Source organism: Dorea sp. 210702-DFI.3.17 (assembly GCF_020560825.1).
GTDB classification, from domain to species: domain Bacteria; phylum Bacillota; class Clostridia; order Lachnospirales; family Lachnospiraceae; genus Dorea; species Dorea formicigenerans.
Window position 1 is genome coordinate 30,587 of sequence record NZ_JAJCNB010000010.1, and the last position, 19,377, is coordinate 49,963.

Annotated in this window: 17 protein-coding genes and 1 pseudogene; all 18 read right to left on the minus strand. The window is 38.2% G+C overall.

From position 1 onward, the window contains the following. Window positions 1–44: 44 nt before the first annotated feature. The 18 genes and pseudogenes from LI149_RS07230 to rsgA all read right to left on the minus strand — a co-directional run bounded on the left by LI149_RS07230 (window position 45) and on the right by rsgA (window position 19,365). On the minus strand, window positions 45–1,175 hold the full coding sequence (locus LI149_RS07230; protein WP_055059343.1) for a site-specific integrase: 1,131 nt from the start codon (window positions 1,173–1,175) through the stop codon (window positions 45–47). A 103-nt stretch (window positions 1,176–1,278) separates the two neighbouring features. Next, window positions 1,279–1,479 (minus strand): excisionase, encoded by a 201-nt coding sequence (locus tag LI149_RS07235; protein ID WP_004844455.1) that lies wholly within the window; start codon window positions 1,477–1,479, stop codon window positions 1,279–1,281. A gap of 41 nt (window positions 1,480–1,520) precedes the next feature. Further along, complete coding sequence (locus LI149_RS07240; RefSeq protein WP_021651630.1) at window positions 1,521–2,336, minus strand: ATP-binding protein; 816 nt, start codon at window positions 2,334–2,336, stop codon at window positions 1,521–1,523. Beyond that, window positions 2,336–2,863, minus strand: a complete 528-nt coding sequence (locus tag LI149_RS07245; RefSeq protein ID WP_227143145.1) for a replication initiator protein A — start codon at window positions 2,861–2,863, stop codon at window positions 2,336–2,338. The genes LI149_RS07240 and LI149_RS07245 overlap by 1 nt, the downstream gene beginning before the upstream one ends. Window positions 2,864–3,480: 617 nt before the next feature. Continuing rightward, entirely contained in the window at window positions 3,481–3,633 is a 153-nt protein-coding gene (locus LI149_RS07250) for a hypothetical protein (protein WP_021651627.1), read from the minus strand. Between the two features lie 12 nt (window positions 3,634–3,645). Further along, window positions 3,646–6,411 carry a magnesium-translocating P-type ATPase gene (mgtA, locus tag LI149_RS07255; RefSeq protein ID WP_227143146.1) on the minus strand — a complete coding sequence of 922 codons (2,766 nt, stop codon included), beginning with the start codon at window positions 6,409–6,411 and terminating at the stop codon, window positions 3,646–3,648. A 25-nt stretch (window positions 6,412–6,436) separates the two neighbouring features. Next, window positions 6,437–6,748 carry a DUF3784 domain-containing protein gene (locus LI149_RS07260; RefSeq protein WP_021651625.1) on the minus strand — a complete coding sequence of 104 codons (312 nt, stop codon included), beginning with the start codon at window positions 6,746–6,748 and terminating at the stop codon, window positions 6,437–6,439. Between the two features lie 242 nt (window positions 6,749–6,990). Further along, window positions 6,991–7,668 carry an MgtC/SapB family protein gene (locus tag LI149_RS07265; RefSeq protein ID WP_021651623.1) on the minus strand — a complete coding sequence of 226 codons (678 nt, stop codon included), beginning with the start codon at window positions 7,666–7,668 and terminating at the stop codon, window positions 6,991–6,993. Window positions 7,669–7,896: 228 nt separating this feature from the next. After that, complete coding sequence (locus LI149_RS07270) at window positions 7,897–8,400, minus strand: winged helix-turn-helix domain-containing protein (RefSeq protein WP_021651622.1); 504 nt, start codon at window positions 8,398–8,400, stop codon at window positions 7,897–7,899. 16 nt (window positions 8,401–8,416) lie between these two features. Next, window positions 8,417–11,080 (minus strand): magnesium-translocating P-type ATPase, encoded by a 2,664-nt coding sequence (mgtA, locus tag LI149_RS07275; protein ID WP_055065807.1) that lies wholly within the window; start codon window positions 11,078–11,080, stop codon window positions 8,417–8,419. 739 nt (window positions 11,081–11,819) lie between these two features. Next, window positions 11,820–11,885, minus strand: a pseudogene (locus LI149_RS15895) (excisionase); the annotation flags it as partial. A 33-nt stretch (window positions 11,886–11,918) separates the two neighbouring features. Then, entirely contained in the window at window positions 11,919–14,660 is a 2,742-nt protein-coding gene (locus LI149_RS07285; protein WP_227143147.1) for an ABC transporter permease, read from the minus strand. Between the two features lie 10 nt (window positions 14,661–14,670). Then, a complete protein-coding gene (locus tag LI149_RS07290; RefSeq protein ID WP_173785908.1) occupies window positions 14,671–15,354 on the minus strand; it encodes an ABC transporter ATP-binding protein in 684 nt (227 codons plus the stop codon). Window positions 15,355–15,454: 100 nt separating this feature from the next. Continuing rightward, window positions 15,455–16,375, minus strand: a complete 921-nt coding sequence (locus LI149_RS07295; RefSeq protein ID WP_227143148.1) for a sensor histidine kinase KdpD — start codon at window positions 16,373–16,375, stop codon at window positions 15,455–15,457. Between the two features lies 1 nt (window position 16,376). Beyond that, entirely contained in the window at window positions 16,377–17,030 is a 654-nt protein-coding gene (locus tag LI149_RS07300) for a response regulator transcription factor (RefSeq protein ID WP_118005567.1), read from the minus strand. 139 nt (window positions 17,031–17,169) lie between these two features. After that, the gene (locus tag LI149_RS07305) at window positions 17,170–17,829 is read right to left on the minus strand and encodes a thiamine diphosphokinase (protein WP_227143149.1); all 660 of its coding nucleotides are present in this window, start codon (window positions 17,827–17,829) and stop codon (window positions 17,170–17,172) included. Continuing rightward, entirely contained in the window at window positions 17,822–18,484 is a 663-nt protein-coding gene (gene rpe, locus LI149_RS07310) for a ribulose-phosphate 3-epimerase (RefSeq protein WP_227143150.1), read from the minus strand. The genes LI149_RS07305 and rpe overlap by 8 nt, the downstream gene beginning before the upstream one ends. A gap of 2 nt (window positions 18,485–18,486) precedes the next feature. After that, a complete protein-coding gene (rsgA, locus tag LI149_RS07315) occupies window positions 18,487–19,365 on the minus strand; it encodes a ribosome small subunit-dependent GTPase A (RefSeq protein ID WP_117657893.1) in 879 nt (292 codons plus the stop codon). Window positions 19,366–19,377: the final 12 nt, after the last annotated feature.

Genomic DNA, 19,377 nt, shown 5'->3' on the forward strand with positions numbered 1-19,377 from the left:
ATTTCAGCATACTTACTTTTGCAAGTGGGCCATTTAGTGGGCCATTACATTGCCATAAGCGCTTCTGCTACCAAGTCCATTTCTTTTTTCTTTTCTTCCTCGGTAGTATGAACATATAAGTTCATTGTAATTCCAATATTCGAATGGCCCAGTAACATCTGAAGTGTTTTCGGTTTCATTCCTGCTTCAATACATCTGGTAGCAAAAGTATGTCTCAAGATATGCATCGAAAATCTTGAAATTTTTGCTTTATCACAGATTTTAAACAGCGCTGTATCATATGTACTGTTCTTAACCGGTGTTCCTTTTCGACACAGAAACACAAATTCTTTCCATTCTGTTGAAATTTCTGAAATCCTCTTATTCTTTTCTTTTTGTTTTTTTAGTATAGCAACCGCTTCTTCTGTTAAGGGTATCGTACGGTAGCCTGATTTACTCTTTGGTTCTCCGATACGCCACTCCTTTGCACTATAACGATATTCCATACTTCTGCGAATCTGAATTGTTTTGGATTTAAAATCGACATCTTCCCATTTCAATCCTACCAATTCGCCTGTTCGCAATCCGGTTTGTAGTATAAAACGATACTGATTTTCATAGCTTTGACCTTCTGCGTATTGTAAAAATATTTTTTGTATGTCTCTTGTTAAAGCAACCTTCTTCTCAGATGGCTTTCCCATATCACTTTTCACAGATTTTTTGCAGGGATTGCTACACAGGACTTCATTTTCTTTTGCATACTCAAACATGTTGTATAATGCAATTCTTGCCTGATAAATTGTAGATGTACGATACTCCTGATCTGCCATATCATAAAATATTTTCTGACAGTGAAGTGGTTTCACGTCTGATAGTGTCATCTTCCCAATTACCGGTTTAATATTTTTAATATATCTCTCCGTATAATTGCGAACAGTATTTGAACGGACTGTTTTCTTTTTTATCCCAATCCAATAATCAAACCATTGATCGACCAGCATATCTGATGGCATTGAAATATCACTGTGTTCATCCACATAAGTCGCATCAGCAATCCATGCTCTGCACTCTTGCAGCTTTTTGAATCGTTTATGTTTTCTCTTTCCAAACCGATCTACAAATCTGGCTGAGTATAATCCCGTACTTTCTTGGGTTATTCCTTTGCCAAGTTCTTTGCCTTTTAAATCTTTTCCCATATTTCAGCTCCTCTCATAAGAAGCCCTAATACAGTACCTTGTATTATACCATAGCATCTTATTTTTGTGAATATTCATTTTCATCTCATCTTCTGTCATTCATTTATATTTCCACACTTTCCGAAATGAATTTTTCAAATTCTTTTCTCTTTACAAGTTTTTTCGTACCTACGTAAAGCACAAACGGACATCTCGGTTCTTTCAAAAGACTACTTATTCTATTTTGTCCGATATTACTGTATTCTGCTGCCTCTTCAATTGTAAGAGCCACTTTTTCACATATTGCAACATATTGTTTGTTCATAAAATCCTTTCCTTATTGTTTAACGTGCGTAGCATTCACTTCTATCCGCAATACACACGATCATTCTTTGTATTCAACAACGTTTTCGCTTTCTCCATTTTCATACTTGCAATTGCTTCTCGTTTACTTGTGCCTCCAACATACATTGGTGTACACATTTCTAAAATACGGTCATAGATACGTCTTTTCTCTAACATGGTCTCGCTTTTTATTTCTTTCAGCGGAAGATTGGTCGTGATGATCAATGGTCGTCCTGAACGGATCCTGCGATCTATGACGCTAAAAATAATTCCTAACGCATATTCTGAATTTCGTTCCACTCCAAGATCATCAATAATCAAAAGCTGGTAAGAAGCCAATGCATTGATATATTCCATTTTGTCTGCCAGTGGAAATATATCATCGATAATGGTATTGAAATTTGTCATCTTTACCGTTACTTCTCGTTTGAGAAGATCATTGGCAATACACCCGGCAATATAACTTTTCCCGGTACCAACCGGTCCCCAAAACAAACAACCAATATGATTTCTTTTCATTTCATCCCAGTTATCAACATAGCTTTTGGCCTTATGCATTACCGCATCTGACATATCTGCATTTTCAAATGTCCACTCTTCCATTCTGCTCTCGTCAAAACAGATGCTCGTATTTCTGCTGACTAATTCCCGGTGCTCTTTGTCTTTAAAATATTTTTGTTCTTCTTCATATGCTTTTCTGTCACAGGCACATTGCCTGGAATGTTTTTTCATCCCCATAAAACTACCCTTAGGGAAAAAAGCTTCTTTCGCTTCCCCACAGACTTTGCAATATCGCAAACCATCACTGCCTACACATACGGGATCTTCTTCTCTCATCACAAACTCTCTCCCTCCCCATAGCAATAATTTACTTCATGATATTTATTACTTTTATATTTCTCAGTTACTTTACTAGGTGCCACATTTCCGGCTTCTGCACAGCCATTTTTATGACCAGATGATGGGGGCTTTTCCGGCTCTATTACAGCCATCTTTTCAACCGCCTTATCATCAACCGGCTGTAAACCTATCTCATCAGATGGAATTTTCACATATAAATGATTAGGTTTTGAAAATCCACCAGATCTGCGAACCAATAGTCCCACATCATCTAATTCCTTCAACGCTGTTTTTACAGAAGATTTGCATTTATCGATTTGAACAGACAATTCTTCTATTGGAAATATCAAATAAACATTTCCATACTTGTCTATCCAGCTATTCTTTCTCGATATCCGCGCCCGGTCATACAAAATCATATAAAGAAATTTTGCATTTTGAGAAATGCGCAGTTTCAGCAAAAACTTCGGAAACTGGAAGTACTGAAGCATCTGCTCAGACTCCTTCATGTATTCATATTTCATTCTTTTCTCGCCTCGTTTCTGTTTCTAATTGTTGTAAAAATCATTTTTATGCCGGCTAAAAAATGTTCTTACACATATACAAAAGATGAAGGGCATAAATACAGCCTCTTAATGAAAAATTTTTATTTTTCCTGCAAAAAATACCCTTTCATTAATACGAAATGCTGAGAGACATTTTTACAGCCCCCTGAGGAAATTTTTTTATTTTTTTCGGTTAATCGAATACTTAAAAACAAAAAACACTCACCTATTCACAGGTGAATGCCTTATCAAAATTTCCTTATTTTGTTGTCTGTGACGCTTGCTCAGAAACGCTTGCGTATCTGCTAAAATGTAATTGCCTGCAATTATATTTTCACGTGGGTATGGGGACGTAATCCCCATCAAGTCCGCTACTCGTAAGTAATACAAAATTGTCAAAATGACAATACTGTAATACACGGGTGGATCTTGCTCTGGTTGTAACACATGAATTCATACAATAATAGGCCCAAATGGGCACTTTCACCATTCGAGCCTATATATTATATGTCTTTGGGATAATAGCTTAAAAAGTAACTGTCTAGACCACTTTTTAAACTGTCCACTATCTAGGGTACAGTTTATTTTCAACCATACTATTTTTTATTCTTTGGCTTTATTCCCCAGAATACCACATTCATGAGTATTACGATCAACAGCACAACAGCCATTGATACCCAGAATCCCATATTGAGTCCGAGCCATTCACAAGTTCCAAAAAGTGTCATCCATAATTCTTTCCAATTCATTCTTTCTACCTCCTAGAGCAGTTCGCCATAATAGCGGACATATGCTTTTTTCAAGCTTGTTGCCAGCATCATGTACAGCAGAATACATGGGATCAGATATGCAAAATATGATGCCGGTAAAGCAACAAGACCAAGTGCAGCTCCAAATGGTGTGAACGGAATCACAGTCAGAACTGCAATACCTGTCATGGTAAGCAATGTTACCGGTGCTGATGCACGGCTCTGGATAAACGGAAGCTTTGGTGTGCGAATCATGTGAATGACTAATGTCTGGCTCCACATAGATTCCACAAACCATCCAGCCTGGAACATTCCGATATAACGTGCCTGCATAGTAGCAAGCTCTACACCGCTGTAATGGGCTGCCAGATCATTGAATAAAATGCCTTTTGATACAAATAACGGGCAGAATACAAAGTACATGAATATATAAGTTGTAAAATCAAAAATCGAACTTGTAGGTCCAATCCAGATCATAAAGCTACCCACACTGGAAGCATCCCATTTACGTGGTTTTGCAATAAACTCTTCGTCTACGTTATCCCATGGAATTGCTGTACAGGACAGATCATAGATCAGATTCAGGAAAATCAGATGTACACTCATCATCGGGAGGAAAGGTAACAGTGCCGAAGCAGCTAATACAGAGAACATATTTCCAAAGTTAGATGAGGCCGTCATCTTGATATATTTGATCATATTAGCATAAGTTTTACGTCCTTCTATGATTCCTTCTTCCAGAACCATCAGATCTTTTTCCAGCAGGATGATATCTGCGGATTCTTTTGCCACATCTACTGCAGTATCTACAGAGATTCCAATATCGGCAGCTTTCATTGCAGCGGCATCGTTGATTCCATCACCCATGAATCCTACGGTATGACCGTTTTCTCTGAGAACTGAAACCACGCGTGCTTTCTGATCCGGTGTAAGCTTTGCAAATACCTCTGTTGTCTCTACTGCTTTTGCAAGCTGGCCATCTGTCATATGATCCAGATCAGAACCCAGAAGCATGTTGCGTACTTCAAGTCCTACCTGCTTGCAGATTGTACGTGTTACCTTATCATTATCACCTGTCAAAATCTTTGTTATTACGCCGTGTGCTTTCAATGCCCGAATTGCATCTGCAGTAGACTCCTTTGGTGGATCAAGAAATGCCAGATATCCAATTAGTACCATCTCACACTCATCTTTTATACCAAATGCACCCACCGGAGAAGGATTGCTTTTTTGTGCAATGGCAAGCACACGGAATCCTTTGTCATTCAGTTCGTCTACTGTTTTCAGAATACGCCCACGAACCTCTTCTGTAAGTGGCTGCACAGTACCATCGCACTCAGCAAAAGAACAGATGGAGAGCATTTCTTCTACAGCTCCCTTTGTTACCATCTGTGTCTTTCCCTTTTTATCCTGTACTACCGTAGTCAGACGACGACGTGTAAAATCAAATGGAATCTCATCTACCTTCACATAATTTTCAGACAAATCGAGGAGCTTTGGATCTGCCGCCTCTTCTTCCTCTGTTCTGTGAATGATCGCCAGATCCATCAGGTTCTTATAACCGGTCTGGAAGTAGCTGTTTAAGTATGCATGGCGCAGTACTCTTGTATCATCTTCTCCATTCACATTCAGGTGATATTCCAACACAACCTTATCCTGTGTCAGTGTTCCTGTTTTATCTGTACAGAGAATGTCAATGGCACCGAAATTCTGGATAGAATTCAGATTCTTAACAATCGTCTGCTTTTTACTCATGGAAACGGCACCTTTTGCAAGACAGGTTGTTACGATCATCGGCAGCATCTCCGGAGTCAGTCCGACAGCCACGGAAATACCGAACAGAAAGGCATCCAGCCAGTCTCCCTTTGTGATACCATTGATAAAAAATACCAGCGGAACCATGACCAGCATAAACCGGATCAGAACCCATGACACTGCATTCACGCCTTTGGTAAAGCTTGTCTCCACTGCTTCACCTGCAATCGCAGATGCCATGGAACCAAACAAAGTGCGGTCTCCCGTGCAGACAACCACTGCCGTTGCACTTCCGGAAATTACATTGCTTCCCATAAAAGCAATATTGCTGTAATCGGTGATGCTTTCTTTCTGTGCACATACCTTCGGTGTCTTTTCCACCGGTTCGCTTTCACCTGTTAAGCTTGCCTGACTGATAAATAAGTCTTTGGCATCCAGAATACGGACATCTGCTGGGATCATGTCTCCTGCTGAAAGATGTACGATATCTCCTACAACCAGATCGTCCATAGGAATCTCAATTTTTTCCTGTTCTCTTCTTGTGACGGTGCAAGTAGTTGTGATCATGGATAACAGTTTTTCTGCTGCATTTCCACTTCTGGATTCCTGTACAAAACGAAGCGTACCGGAGATCATAACCATGGTCAGAATAATCACCACTGTTAATGGATCAAAATCTTCCGGTGAACTTCCTAACAGAGAAAAATATGGAAAAACCATATCTGTCATAGTAGAAACAACTGCCAGACAGAAAAGGATCGCTGTAAATGGATTGATAAATGCTCCAGCCAGACGTTTCGCAAGGGATTGTTTCTTCTCTTGCGTTACTTTATTCGTTCCATATTTTGTCCGACTTACCACTATATTTTCAGCATCCAGTCCACGAAGTGTTGTGTGCAGACTCTTCAAAACCTCCTTAATCGGATTGGTAGCCGCATGTTCGATGCGGTGGTTCTGCTCGTCACGGATCACAGCTTGCTGTGCTGCCTGCCGAACAGCCATACGATTTTCTTTCTTATTCATTGGTCTTTACCTCCTTGTTTTGCAATTATTTTTTATAATATCGATCACTTTTCTCGATATACCAAAGATCAAATCCCGCCACAATAAACCATGCAACCATAGCAGTCACAAACCAGTGATTTTCAAAGCCTGTCCATAGACCTTTTAGCAGAAAAATCAATCCATTTAATGCAATGACTTCACCGATGTTACGACAAAGCGGCACAATTTTAATCTTCTCTTTCTCTTCCTGCGGCATGTTTTTCCAAGAAGAGAAATGAATATGGCCTTTTCCACATGCAAACATAAAACCGGCAATCGTGAAAATGATACCAAAAAAGATACAGGTTAAATTCATGGTTTTCTTCTCCTTTCATTGATTCCTCTCGTTATGAGCTTATTTATTTTCTGAAGCCTGATAAGCAATTTCACCATCGTAACTGCTAAAAAAATCCAAACAACCACAGATATTTGATACCAGACCTGTATCACCAAAATTTGGTGAGCCGGAAATATAAGACTCACACAACTGCATGCTGCAGTGAATAAAATATAAAGAATGAAAAAAATTATCCATCTTTCACTTTTGATTTTTTTCAACTACAACACCTCCCAACCTGCACTGATTACTTCCGGAAGTTCCAATGCCTGACCAACAATACCTTCCAGAACATTGCTTTTCGGTTTTCCCGCAGAACAATACTTCGCTATGATCTCGACTTTATCCCCCACAACATCTCCACTTTCCAGATGATTCAGATACAAGGTCTTACTGGAATTGCTAGTGATCAGTAAAAGTCTTATTTCCTGTTCTGCATCTTCCTGACAAAGTACTGTGATGCAGTATTCTTTTTCAGATTCATCTCCTACAGCAATCGGATTAAGTTTTCTTGCAAGCGGACGCAGAATCAGATTTGAACCAATCAAAATGCCTGCTGCAGAAACTGCCATTATAAACATTCCTGTGCTGGCAAGAATACCAATTGCCGCTGTACACCAAAGTGTTGCTGCTGTATTCATTCCTCTTACCGTACCGCTGTCTTTAAAGATCACACCACTGCATAGGAATCCAACACCGGAGATAATGCTGCTTCCTACACGAAACACCTGATCGGAACCATAAAGCATTGGAAATAAAGTAAAAAAACTGGTTCCCATACAGATCAGAACATTTATCCGTATTCCAGCTGGATGCCCGGTCAACTGCCTTTCCAATCCGATAAAAAATCCAAGCAACACGGATAAAGAAATTCTTAAAACAAAATCTGTGTATACCATACATACCGCCTCCCTTCGACCTCTTACAGAATACAAAAAAAGCAAGGAGAATCACATGACCAAAATCTTGCGATTTCCTTGCGATTTAGCAAGAACTATGAGAAACACACTCCGCGAGTTTCTCATAGTTATCGCGACAGTCGCCAAGGCCTCGTGCAAGCACGGACTTTGGCTCGTTGTTCGCGTAAATTACAAAAAATTTGGCGGACTGCTTTCAGCCCGCCTGTTTTACACCTTATCATTAAATTTATATCCGATCCCCCAAATCGTAAGTATAAACTTTGGTTCATCCGGATTCGGTTCAATCTTCTTTCGCAATTTTCGAATAAATGCCATGATATTACTGTCATCTAAAAGATAATTTTCAGACCATACTGCCTTATAGATCTGCTCTTTTGTAAATACTTCTCCTCTGTTTTCCGCCAGAAAATACAGGATATCAAACTCCTTAGGAGTCAGGGAAACCGCTTGGCCCATTCTAGTAACGCTCCTGCTTTTCGGATTGATTACTAATTCCCCAATTTTCATCTCATCCGAAAGATTGAGAGATGCAATTTCTGAATTATTTGCAGTGCTGAGCAGTAATGAATTTATCTCGCCACTCACCATATCATAGATACCAGAAAGCAGTTCTTTCGCACTGTCACTTTCTGGTGGTTCTTTGATCAGCTTTTGAAGGAGCCATTCCTGCAGGACAGAATCCATGGAAATAACACTGATATTCTTTTTCATGATGGTTTCCCTCCTTTCAGATCAGCTCATGATATTTCTTCTGATAAACAGTTTTGACCACCGTAGTCAGAAGCATATAGAGTAAGACTACAACAAATAAAAACAGGAAATACATGATTGGCAATTTCGTCAATCCAATAACACCTGCGCTTTTGGTAAAAGTAAGTGAAGTAAAAACAATAATTCCTGCAAAGGTCGTACAAACAACCGGAATGGAAGGACTGCTCTGCACAAATGGTATCTTCCTTGTCCGAAGAAAATGAAGGATCAAAACCTGCGTCCACATCGATTCTAAAAACCATCCTGTCTGAAACAAAGCAACATACTGCGACTGCATCACTGGATCTACCATGTTCAGATACGTTGTATCGCCACACAATAATGGACAGAGAATATAATACAAAAACAGAAATGTCACGATATCAAATATCGAACTAATAGGACCAAAAAATAACATAAATCGTCCCAGCGTCTTTCCGGACCAGTCTCTTGGCGAGAGTGTTTCTTCCTCATCCACATTATCCCATGGAAGGATGATACATAAAACATCATACAGCAGATTCAATAATAAAATCTGCAGAGATGTCATTGGCAAAAATGGTAAGAATGCACTGGCACATACAACAGAAAAAATATTGCCAAAATTAGAACTTGCCGTAATCTTAATGTATTTGAGCATGTTTGTAAATGTTTTACGCCCTTCCAGAATCCCCTGCTCTAATACACCTAAATCCTTTTGAAGCAATACGACATCCGCTGCATCTTTCGCTGCATCTACCGCTGTATCTACTGAAATACCAACATTCGATTCACAAAAAGCCGGGATATCATTGATTCCATCTCCCAAGAAACCTACTGTATGTCCATTTTGCCTTAAAGCAGAAACAATACGGACTTTCTGCCCTGGTGTTAATTCTGCAAATACATGAATATCTTCTACTGTTTTGCCGAGTTCATCGTCCGTCATCTGATCCAAATCTGCACCAGTCAATATGATTTCTGACGGGATTTTGACCCTTCGGCAAATAGATGCTGCCACATCAGCCTGATCACCTGTCAGTATTTTCGGTGTTACCTGCAGTCTTTTCAGAGCCTCCACAGATGTCTTTGCTGTCTTTTTCGGTGCATCAAAGAATGCAAGATATCCCATCAGGATCATATTGTTTTCGTCTGTCGGTATGATCTGATCCTGTTTCTCAATCTTTTTCCGTGCAACAGCAATCACTTTCATTCCATCCTGCAGCATCTCATCCACTACAGAAGCAACACTCTGCATCCCGTTTTTTTCCATCGGTAGGATTTCGCCACGAAATTCCACATGACTGCACCGAGACACAATCTGGGAAATATTACCCTTCATAATAAGCTGGCAATCTCCATTTTTATCTGTCACCAGTGTACTAACAAATTTGCGGGAATAATCAAATGGAATTTCATCCTCTTTCTGATACCGCATAAGAAGATCAGAAAAATGCTGTTCATGCCCAGGCATCGTCTGGCAGGCAAGAATTGCATTATCAATTGGATTACATACACCGGAATGGAAAGCACTATTTAAAAAAGCAAAATCCAATACCTGCCCACTTTCGTTTCCCAGCACATCCATATAGTATTCCAATAGGATACTTTCATTGGTCAGTGTTCCTGTTTTATCCATGCAGAGCACATCCATGCTACCAAATCCTTGCATTGCATTAATGTCTTTAATGATTGTCTGCTTTTTACTCATACTCAGGCTGCCCCTTGCAAGGCAGGCTGTGATCACCATCGGCAGCATTTCCGGCATCAAGCCAACGGCAACAGACAGTGCAAAGGCAAAAGATTCCAGCCACCTTCCACCTGTGATCTGCAATAGTATGAATACAATAGGAATCAATACTGCAATAAAACGAAGCATGACCCAGGCAATAGAGTTGGCTCCTTTTTGAAAAGACTGTTTTTCATCTGGATCTTCTTTCGTAAAACTACCATATAGTGTGTCTTTTCCGACTGCAAGCACAATACCCTCACCTTTTCCACTGATGACAGTTGTTGCCATAAATGCAAGATTTTCAAGTTGCGTCAAGGATTCCGAATTACTGTAACTCAATGCCTGTGCATTTTTTTCCAGGATCGCACTTTCGCCTGTGATCGCTGCCTGGGAGAGAAAGAGATCACTTACTTTGGTGAGTCTCAGATCAGCCGGAACACGATCACCTGCCACAAGCAGAACAATATCTCCAACCACCAGTTCCTCAGCTGGAATCTCTTTCACTTCTCCCGCACGCCGTACGGTAATGCTTTCATGTATCAGCCGGTTTAGCTGTTTTGATGCATTCTTTGCACGAAGTTCCTGAACCAAACGGATTGTTCCGCTAATCAAAATCATTGAAAAAATGATAACCGCAGTCGTTGCATTTCTGGCAAAATTCGATACAAGAACCACATCTGTAGCCAGTGAAATGATTCCAAGAACTAAAAGAATGATATTAAATGGATTGATGAAGGCACGCCGCAGTAGTCGTAACATGGTATCATTTCTTCTTTGCGAGAAACTATTTACACCATACTTCTCTCTCATCAATTCAACCTGTGATTGTGACAGGCCTTCCCCTGATATCTCTAATTCCTGATATATTTGTGATACTTCTCGATAAGCATATTTCTTAATACAACAATCGATCAGTGTAGTTTTAGGCATATAGACTTGCCTCCTTTCTCAATACCGATATATTTATTTTAACATTATCTTAAAAAAACTCCATGCTTAGATTCTTGCTTTTTTCTTGCGATTACATTGATAATCAACTTCTACACCGCACCTCTTTAAAACCAATAAACTCAAGGCCTTTGTTCCGTCCCTTAAACACTGCCGTGACAATTAAAAGCAAAGCATAATACAACAACGTTCTGTTCGATACTAGAAATATATCATCAGCATACAGTTTGAGCGGAAAAAGTCTCATGGTCATGAGCGAAAATGAAAGCAAAATTTATTAGATGGTACAACATACTATGCCTTTAAAATTCCAGTTACATATTCATATTGGAACCTAATCATCTGTTATTTTTATTATAATACTTGAAAAAAAAGAAGCACTCATACAAGCGCTTCTTCTTACCATATTAGGACTTCGACCAAAAGTTAGTGGGCCACAAAGTGGGCCATTTTTCAAAAAATTACATGAATTTATATAGAGTTTTATCCAAGTCGAAAATCCGCTAAATGCTCTAGCTATCAGCATTTAAAGGCATTTAACAACTTATATGGACATTTATGAAACCTGTCTCGTAATAACGATTCCTAATTTCATCTTTCTATATTCCTCCTATAAATCCTCTTTATCTTTCTTAATAACCTTAATACAATACCCTGTATTATACCATAGCATCTTATCTTTGTGAATAATCATTTTCATCTCATCCCCGACTCTTTCTCTTTATATTTCCACACTTTCCGAAATGAATTTTTCAAATTTTTTTCGCTTTACAAGCTTTTTTGTACCCTCGTTGCGACATCAAAGGTGTTTATTGGCTTTCTATCTCTTCTTACATATAAAATGTGTAACCATAACATTAATAAGCACGAAAGAAAACATTACACCTACAGTAATAAGAATCGGCCAATGAAATGTAAAATATGACAATTTATTTTCCATGTAAATTTTTACTCCAAACAAAGCTGCCACTCCTACAGTAAACAACAATCCTATCACACACATAAAATAATAACTGCCTTCTCCAAAAAGCATTAATTTCATTTGTTTATCAGTCATCCCAATACTTTTCATTACATCGAATTCTTTTCTCCGGGCGTACATCCCGGTAAATACAACATTACAATAATTAGTCAATCCCGCAATGAATAATATGATACTTATAGCACCTAAGAGAATTCGATTTCCTCTCATATATGTTTCTTTTTGCAGCATCAGATCTGATTTACAGATAACAAAAACTCCTGCTTCGCCGGTTCCTTCATCCATTGATACTTCTGTCATTTCGGATCGTTTCTTATTTTCCTCGGATATCAGCTCGCCAATCTGTGTTTTTACATAAAATTCTTTTTTCGGATCGGCAGTTAATTCCATTGTTAATATCTTTTTTTCAGTTGGTATCTTTTCAAAGCCTTTCTCACTAATAAAATAATATAAGTTTCCTTCTCCGTGCCAGGATTGATGTATTTCCGGAAAATTATCACTTTGCCTGTCTAAATAACCGCATAGAGTAAATGTTTCGGATTCCTTTTGAGGAAATTCGTCTTTCTGTTGTTTCTCTTCACTCTCTGAATTGATTAGTTCTTTTCTACGAATTGCATCTTCTTTTGAAAGCAACGTTTTAAAATATACCGGTTCACCAATTGCTTCATCTGCAAGTTTTTGCTGTTCCGGAGTCAGCATATGATCATGTATGATCAGCACGCCATTTCCTTCTTCCAAAGATTTCACATCAATATTGAGTTGATTATCCTGAACGTATTTCTTAAGCGACAAGATTTGATTTTCATTTAAAACCTGTACCGTATCCCAACTGAATCCTTCCACCATATTGTCATCTGTAAGATCCGAAAGGTCCTCATCATAAGGGCGAATTCCCTTCTTAGACATAACCGTAGTTACATAAGCTCCTTCGATCAGATTTGAGTTCTCCCAATCGATACCATCTATCTTATGTAGTTTTTTCTCTAACTCTTGAGAGATTGGTGAAAATTCATCATAATCATTGTCATACAACAGTTCTACACCATCTCCCTGTGTCAGCAAAGGATCGACATCGATTTCTCTGGTTTTATATTCTTCCCCACATCCCTGGCTTTTCCCGAATTCGCTAAACTCTCCCGCTATCAAAAAGTCAGGACGTTTCTCAAGAAGATGCTTATAATCGCATCCATTTGTAAGTACATTCATTAGAACAAAAGACAGCACTCCTAAAAATATAGAAATACTTGTAATGATAAATCGTGCTTTATGTCGTGTTATATTTCCCCATGCAATATAAAACATTTCTCCTATTTCAGAACGTTTCAACACCATTTCCACAGGATGTTTTCTTTTTCTGTTAAGCTTATTTCCATCATAAGTGGCACTCTCAACGCAAGACAGAGTCGTTATTTTTCTAATAACACCTTCCGATGCTATCCACAGAATTCCATTTACAAATAGAACAGAAATCAAAAGAATCCACGGCCTGAAAAAGGAAAGTATCGTGTTTCCTCCCATTTCCTGATAAAAATGAAAGCCTAATATTTTCGGTATCAATAAAATCAAAATCAGTGCAGAAATCAAGCTTCCCAAAGCAGAGCCTTTTAACATGAGTGACCGCATTTGTTTCCGGTAAATTTTCGTAATCTGTCTTTCTGTAGCTCCAATTGTATGGAGCAGTCCGAGATTTTGAATATCTTCACTCATGGATATCCAAAGGACATTGCTCACAAGGAAATATATTCCGCACAAAATCCCCAGCATTCCCAATATCACCATCTCATATCCACCTGCGAATTTAGAAACGGCAGTATATTGTGCTGTATCAGAAACGTATATCTTCTGATATGCACTCTTCATCGGCAATGTCTGATATAATTTTTCCTCTGTTTTACTCCTGTTTAAATGATCACTCTGACTGAAAAGTAACGTATAAGGTCCTTTTTCCAGACTCAACTCATTAATTTTGTCATGTGAAATGTATCCGATTGACAATTCATTTCCATAGTCCGTATACCAGCCACATAGTTTGAATTTTTCTTTCGAATGTTCGAACACACCTTTGTATACATCTAAGTTTATTTCCATTCCTTGTTCTGGTTCAGAAATACCAAGTTTTTTCAATGACCGCTCAGATAATAGGATTTCGTCTTTCGCCTGAGGGTAGCTTCCAATCACATTGGTATATGCAGGCTTCAAAAAAGAGTTCCAGCTTTCCAAGTCAGCCCAAACTACGTTGCATATCGTTTTTTCATTATTCTTAGAAATGTCTGTAGCTTCACCTACAAAAATACTTTTCCCAACTTGTTTTATATAATCCAGTTGTTTTAATTTTGCATATTGTTCTTCTGTTCCATCTTCTATTCTGCCCGAAGAAGCAGCTCCATTTTCTCTGATTAATCTTATTTCTTCTGCCTGTATTTTTCCAAAAGAGATTCCGAATACCATGGTAATCGCAACAATACCGATTATGATCGAGCAAAACAGAATCGTATTTCTCACCTTTTTTGTGCCTGCAAAATTTTTAGCCAGAAATCGGATTATGTCTTTATTGTTATTTGGAATGTTCTTATGAAACATAGATGCCCTCCTAACAATCATTACTATTTCTTGTATAGATTTTCCCATCAGACATACGTATTACTCTGTCTGCCATCTGTGCCACTTCCTCTTGATGCGTCACGATCAATGTCGTCTGATGGAATCTTGCGGCACAGGATTTTAATAATCCCACAACTTCCATACTTGTAACAGAATCCAGATTTCCGGTCGGTTCATCCGCCAGGACAATTGCCGGTTTCGTTAATAATACCCGCGCGATAGAAACTCGCTGTTGCTGCCCGCCGGACAGTGTTGATGGAAAACGTTCTAATTTATCTTTTAATCCAAGTGTTTCTACAATCTCATTAAAGAAACCTATATCAATTTCCTTGCCATCAAGGCGCATCGGAAGAACTATATTTTCGCGTATGCTAAGAGAAGGTATCAAATTATATTGCTGAAATACAAATCCGATATTTCTTCTTCTGAATATCGTTCTTTCTTCCTTGTTAAGATCTTTTAAACTTGTATTTCTGATCCAGACACCTCCAAAATCCGGAGTATCAAGACCACCCAAAATGTTCATAAGTGTTGTCTTTCCGCATCCGGATGTGCCGACAACTGCTATAAATTCACCCTCTTCCACCGTTAGTGACACACCATCTAAAGCGCGCACTTCATATGTATCGGATGTATAATATTTTTTAAGATTTATGGCTTTAATTATATCCATCTTTTCTGTAAACTCCCTTCGCAAATACTACCTTTTTTCAGCCATACTCTATTTTACATGGTACATCTTACAAACTTCTTACAAGGTGCATATGAATTGTCTATATCGGAAGATTCACCTCTATAAGCAACCCTGGATTCATTTGTTTTGCTTTTATCATCCCTTTTTGTAATAAAACAATCTCTCTGGAAAGATATAAACCAATTCCGCATCCTTCCTGCCCTCTTGCCTGCTCACCACGATAAAATCTTTGAAAAATTTTATTTTCTTCTCCATCTCTTATCCCGATTCCATAATCTCTTACTTGAATTTTATAAAACATTTCTGTCTGTTTCATTGTGATATTGATCGTGCTGTTGTTTTTACTATATTTGACTGCATTATCAAACACATTATAAAATGCCTCACACATCCAGTTTTTATCATGTTCGCAAATGATTTTCTCCGGCAATTCTACTTGAAAAAAGATACCTTTATCTTCTGCCTTTTTTTGTATTTGCCCTAATGCATTTAGAATTGTTTCAACAAGATTTTCTTTTTGCATGTGAACTTGTATGATTCCTTGCTCTAATCGAGCAGTTTTTATAAAGCTTTCCACTAAAAAACATAATTGTTCTTCACTTGTTCGCAAGTCTTTCATGTATTCTGTATTCAATACTTCTTGCGTTTCATCCAATGACTCTTGCAGCAATTCTGTATAATTTTTTATATTCGCCAGCGGTGTCCTTAGTTGATGCGCAATCTCAGAAATCAATTTTTGTATCTCATATTGACTTTTTTCGGCCTCTTTTCTTCTTCCTTCTAACATTTCCTGTAAACGGATTAACTGATTGGCTGTTTTAGAATAAAGCGTTTCCTTCCCTATATCAGAATCATCTAAGTCATTGCCATTTATTAAAGATTCGGTCAGTTTATATATTTTGTTCATTTCCTTTGTTCTAAAATGATTCTCAACTAAATATACAGTGCTTCCTCCGAGTATGAAACCTACTAAAAATACTGTGAAAATTGCTACAGCCATGCTAATCTCCCATTCTATATCCCATTCCAAATACATTACTGATAACATTCGATGAATCATTTAATTTCTTTTTCAATCTGCTGATCATAACGCTAATTGTGTTAGGATCAATAAATTCACTATCGATTCCCCATATATTTTCCATTATCATCTCTTTTGTAAGAACCTGATTCTGGTTCATAATAAAATATTCCAAAAGCTGATACTCTTTGAGTGTTAACGATATTTCTGTTTTTCCTACAAAAACCTGTTTTCTATCCGAATACAAGATAACCTGCCCGCACATAAAAACATTTTCATTTGATTTTCTCTTCAAAACAACTTCCATACGTTTTAACAATACCTTTATTGAAAATGGTTTGACCACATAATCATCTGCTCCTATATCAAACGCTTTTAACATATCTTTTTCATCATCTTTTGCAGTTAAAAAAATTGCCGGGATTCTTCCATTTTTTTGAAGTTCCTGATATAGATTTATTCCATCTCCATCCGGTAATCCAATATCTACAATCAACAAATCTACAGAACTATCTATATTTTTAATTGCTTCTTTTCTTGAAGCAGCAAGAATCGTTGTATAACCTTGATTTTGCAATGATGTATCTAAGGCTTTTCTCAACAAATTGTCATCTTCTATAATTCCTATTACCATACACACCTCCTGATTTTTCTAACTTATATATTAAAAAATGTCCTTGCATTCTTACCGTTATGTAAAAAAGCAGGATATATCCTTTTTTCGAGAACATATCCTGCCTGATATTTTATGACCTCAACATCATTTTGTCTGTTTACTTTTTATCCCGGGTTTCCATCAGAATTACAATCCCGGAACCAAATGTAATCTTTACTTCCTCTTCTTCGAACTGGTTACTGACACACAGACTGTCATAAGGTGTGAGCTGATGACCATGAAGCGGATATTTCGCACCTTCAATGCTCAAGCTGTAAATCTCCTGTCCTAATGGGAATATTGAAAAATACGGTCCATATGCGTCCTCGCGACGGATCACTGTGTCGCCGCCAATCAGGCGAATCTTATTCTGGGAATCCAGAATGACCGCATCAACCCCCGCTTTAAATGGAATTGTGAGTGTCTGTACATTTGCCCACAGATGGTCAATTCTTCCACCGGTCGCGCCGAGGATATAGATTTCACTGGCTCCAAGTGTCATTGCCAGGCGAATTGCGATTTCTGTATCTGATGCATCTTTTACCGGATTAAATTCGCGGATCGGAACTTTCGTCTCATTGCGGTAATAGTCTCCGATTTTCTGGTCTACACTGTCGAAATCTCCAACAATATAACTTGGAAGTATCTTATGATGATAAAGAAATTCCATTCCCTTATCAACACCAATAATAAACTGACTGTCCAGTGTTTCAAGTTCTGATAATACGAATGATTCCTCTAACTCTCCACCACTTACAATCACAATTTTCTTACTCATAAGTCTTCAAAATCTCCATCATCGCTTTTGTATTTTCTGCCGGGTCTCCTTTAAATACTGCTGAACCGGCTACAATAATATTCGCTCCTGCATCCAGTACTTCTTTGACATTTGTCTGATAGATTCCTCCATCGACCTGGATATCTACGGAAAGTCCCTGATCTGTGATCATTTTTCTCGCCTCACGAATCTTATCCAGAGATTCCGGAATAAACTTCTGTCCTCCAAATCCCGGATGTACACTCATGATCAGTAACATATCAATGTCTTTTAACAGATCCTCTACTTTTGAAACCGGTGTTTCCGGGCAGATAGAAAGTCCTACTTTCATTCCACACTCACGAATCTTCGCAATTGTAGCGTTCACATCTTCACAAGCTTCCAGATGAATCGTCACGATATCGGCTCCTGCTTCTTTAAAAGCCTCCACATAACGAATTGGTTCCTGCACCATAAGATGTGCATCCATAACCTGGTCTGTTGCATTGTGGATAGATTTTAATACCGGCATTCCAAAGGAAATGCTTGGCACGAACATTCCGTCCATAACATCAAAATGCAGATATTTTGCACCATTATCCTCTGTAATTTTCATCTGCTCTCCAAGAACTTTAAAATCTGCCGACAATATTGACGGCGCTAAAATGTAATCCATAACTAGTACCTCCTCTTATTTTTCAATTCCTCATATAACTCTTTATAATCTTCATACCTGACAGCATGAATCTTTCCTTTTTCGACGGCTTCTTTCACAGCACAACCTGGTTCATGAATATGATCACACCCATTAAATCTGCACTGACCTTCATATAGCTCAAACTCCGGAAAATAATATTTCAGCTCTTCTTTTTCAAAATCATTCACATATAATGAACTGAATCCAGGCGTATCCATAATATAAGAATCTTCACCAATCATAAATAGTTCTGAATGTCTTGTCGTATGCTTTCCTCGCTCAATCTTTCTACTGATACTGCCAGTTTCCATATTGGCCTTTGGATTTAAAAGATTGATAATTGACGACTTTCCGACCCCGGAAGGGCCAGCAATTGCTGTAGTCTTACCTTCCAGCATCCTGCGCAAAGTTTCTATATTCTTTTCTTCTTTTGCACTGACAAATATAAGCTGGCACCCACATTTTTCATAGATTTCCGCCAGTTCCGATAATTTTTCTTCAGAAGCAATATCCTCTTTATTAAAGCACAAAATCACCGGTATCTCTTTCGTCTGCATCATAACAAGAAATCTGTCAAGCAGGTTAAAATGCGGGCTTGGCTTTGCCGCTGCAAATACGACCAGTGCCTGGTCAATATTCGCAACTGCTGGTCGGATCAATTCATTTTTTCTCTCAAAAATGTTTATAATACTTCCAGTCTTTTCCACTTCACTTAAAACTTCGATATCTACGTCATCGCCTACCAGTGGTTTTTTCTTATCCTTGCGAAAGATTCCTTTCGCTTTACATTCATAAACACCGGATTCTACTACATGAACGTAGTAGAATCCGGCAATTCCTTTTACTATCTTTCCCTGCATCTTTTTCTATAT

What these genes read in the sequence shown, in the direction of transcription:
- LI149_RS07230 (WP_055059343.1), bottom strand. Translation starts at nt 1,175, where the DNA reads ATGGGAAAAGATTTAAAAGGCAAAGAACTTGGCAAAGGAATAACCCAA.
- LI149_RS07235 (WP_004844455.1), bottom strand. Translation starts at nt 1,479, where the DNA reads ATGAACAAACAATATGTTGCAATATGTGAAAAAGTGGCTCTTACAATT.
- LI149_RS07240 (WP_021651630.1), bottom strand. Translation starts at nt 2,336, where the DNA reads ATGAGAGAAGAAGATCCCGTATGTGTAGGCAGTGATGGTTTGCGATAT.
- LI149_RS07245 (WP_227143145.1), bottom strand. Translation starts at nt 2,863, where the DNA reads ATGAAATATGAATACATGAAGGAGTCTGAGCAGATGCTTCAGTACTTC.
- LI149_RS07250 (WP_021651627.1), bottom strand. Translation starts at nt 3,633, where the DNA reads ATGAATTGGAAAGAATTATGGATGACACTTTTTGGAACTTGTGAATGG.
- mgtA (WP_227143146.1), bottom strand. Translation starts at nt 6,411, where the DNA reads ATGAATAAGAAAGAAAATCGTATGGCTGTTCGGCAGGCAGCACAGCAA.
- LI149_RS07260 (WP_021651625.1), bottom strand. Translation starts at nt 6,748, where the DNA reads ATGAATTTAACCTGTATCTTTTTTGGTATCATTTTCACGATTGCCGGT.
- LI149_RS07265 (WP_021651623.1), bottom strand. Translation starts at nt 7,668, where the DNA reads ATGGTATACACAGATTTTGTTTTAAGAATTTCTTTATCCGTGTTGCTT.
- LI149_RS07270 (WP_021651622.1), bottom strand. Translation starts at nt 8,400, where the DNA reads ATGAAAAAGAATATCAGTGTTATTTCCATGGATTCTGTCCTGCAGGAA.
- mgtA (WP_055065807.1), bottom strand. Translation starts at nt 11,080, where the DNA reads ATGCCTAAAACTACACTGATCGATTGTTGTATTAAGAAATATGCTTAT.
- LI149_RS07285 (WP_227143147.1), bottom strand. Translation starts at nt 14,660, where the DNA reads ATGTTTCATAAGAACATTCCAAATAACAATAAAGACATAATCCGATTT.
- LI149_RS07290 (WP_173785908.1), bottom strand. Translation starts at nt 15,354, where the DNA reads ATGGATATAATTAAAGCCATAAATCTTAAAAAATATTATACATCCGAT.
- LI149_RS07295 (WP_227143148.1), bottom strand. Translation starts at nt 16,375, where the DNA reads ATGGCTGTAGCAATTTTCACAGTATTTTTAGTAGGTTTCATACTCGGA.
- LI149_RS07300 (WP_118005567.1), bottom strand. Translation starts at nt 17,030, where the DNA reads ATGGTAATAGGAATTATAGAAGATGACAATTTGTTGAGAAAAGCCTTA.
- LI149_RS07305 (WP_227143149.1), bottom strand. Translation starts at nt 17,829, where the DNA reads ATGAGTAAGAAAATTGTGATTGTAAGTGGTGGAGAGTTAGAGGAATCA.
- rpe (WP_227143150.1), bottom strand. Translation starts at nt 18,484, where the DNA reads ATGGATTACATTTTAGCGCCGTCAATATTGTCGGCAGATTTTAAAGTT.
- rsgA (WP_117657893.1), bottom strand. Translation starts at nt 19,365, where the DNA reads ATGCAGGGAAAGATAGTAAAAGGAATTGCCGGATTCTACTACGTTCAT.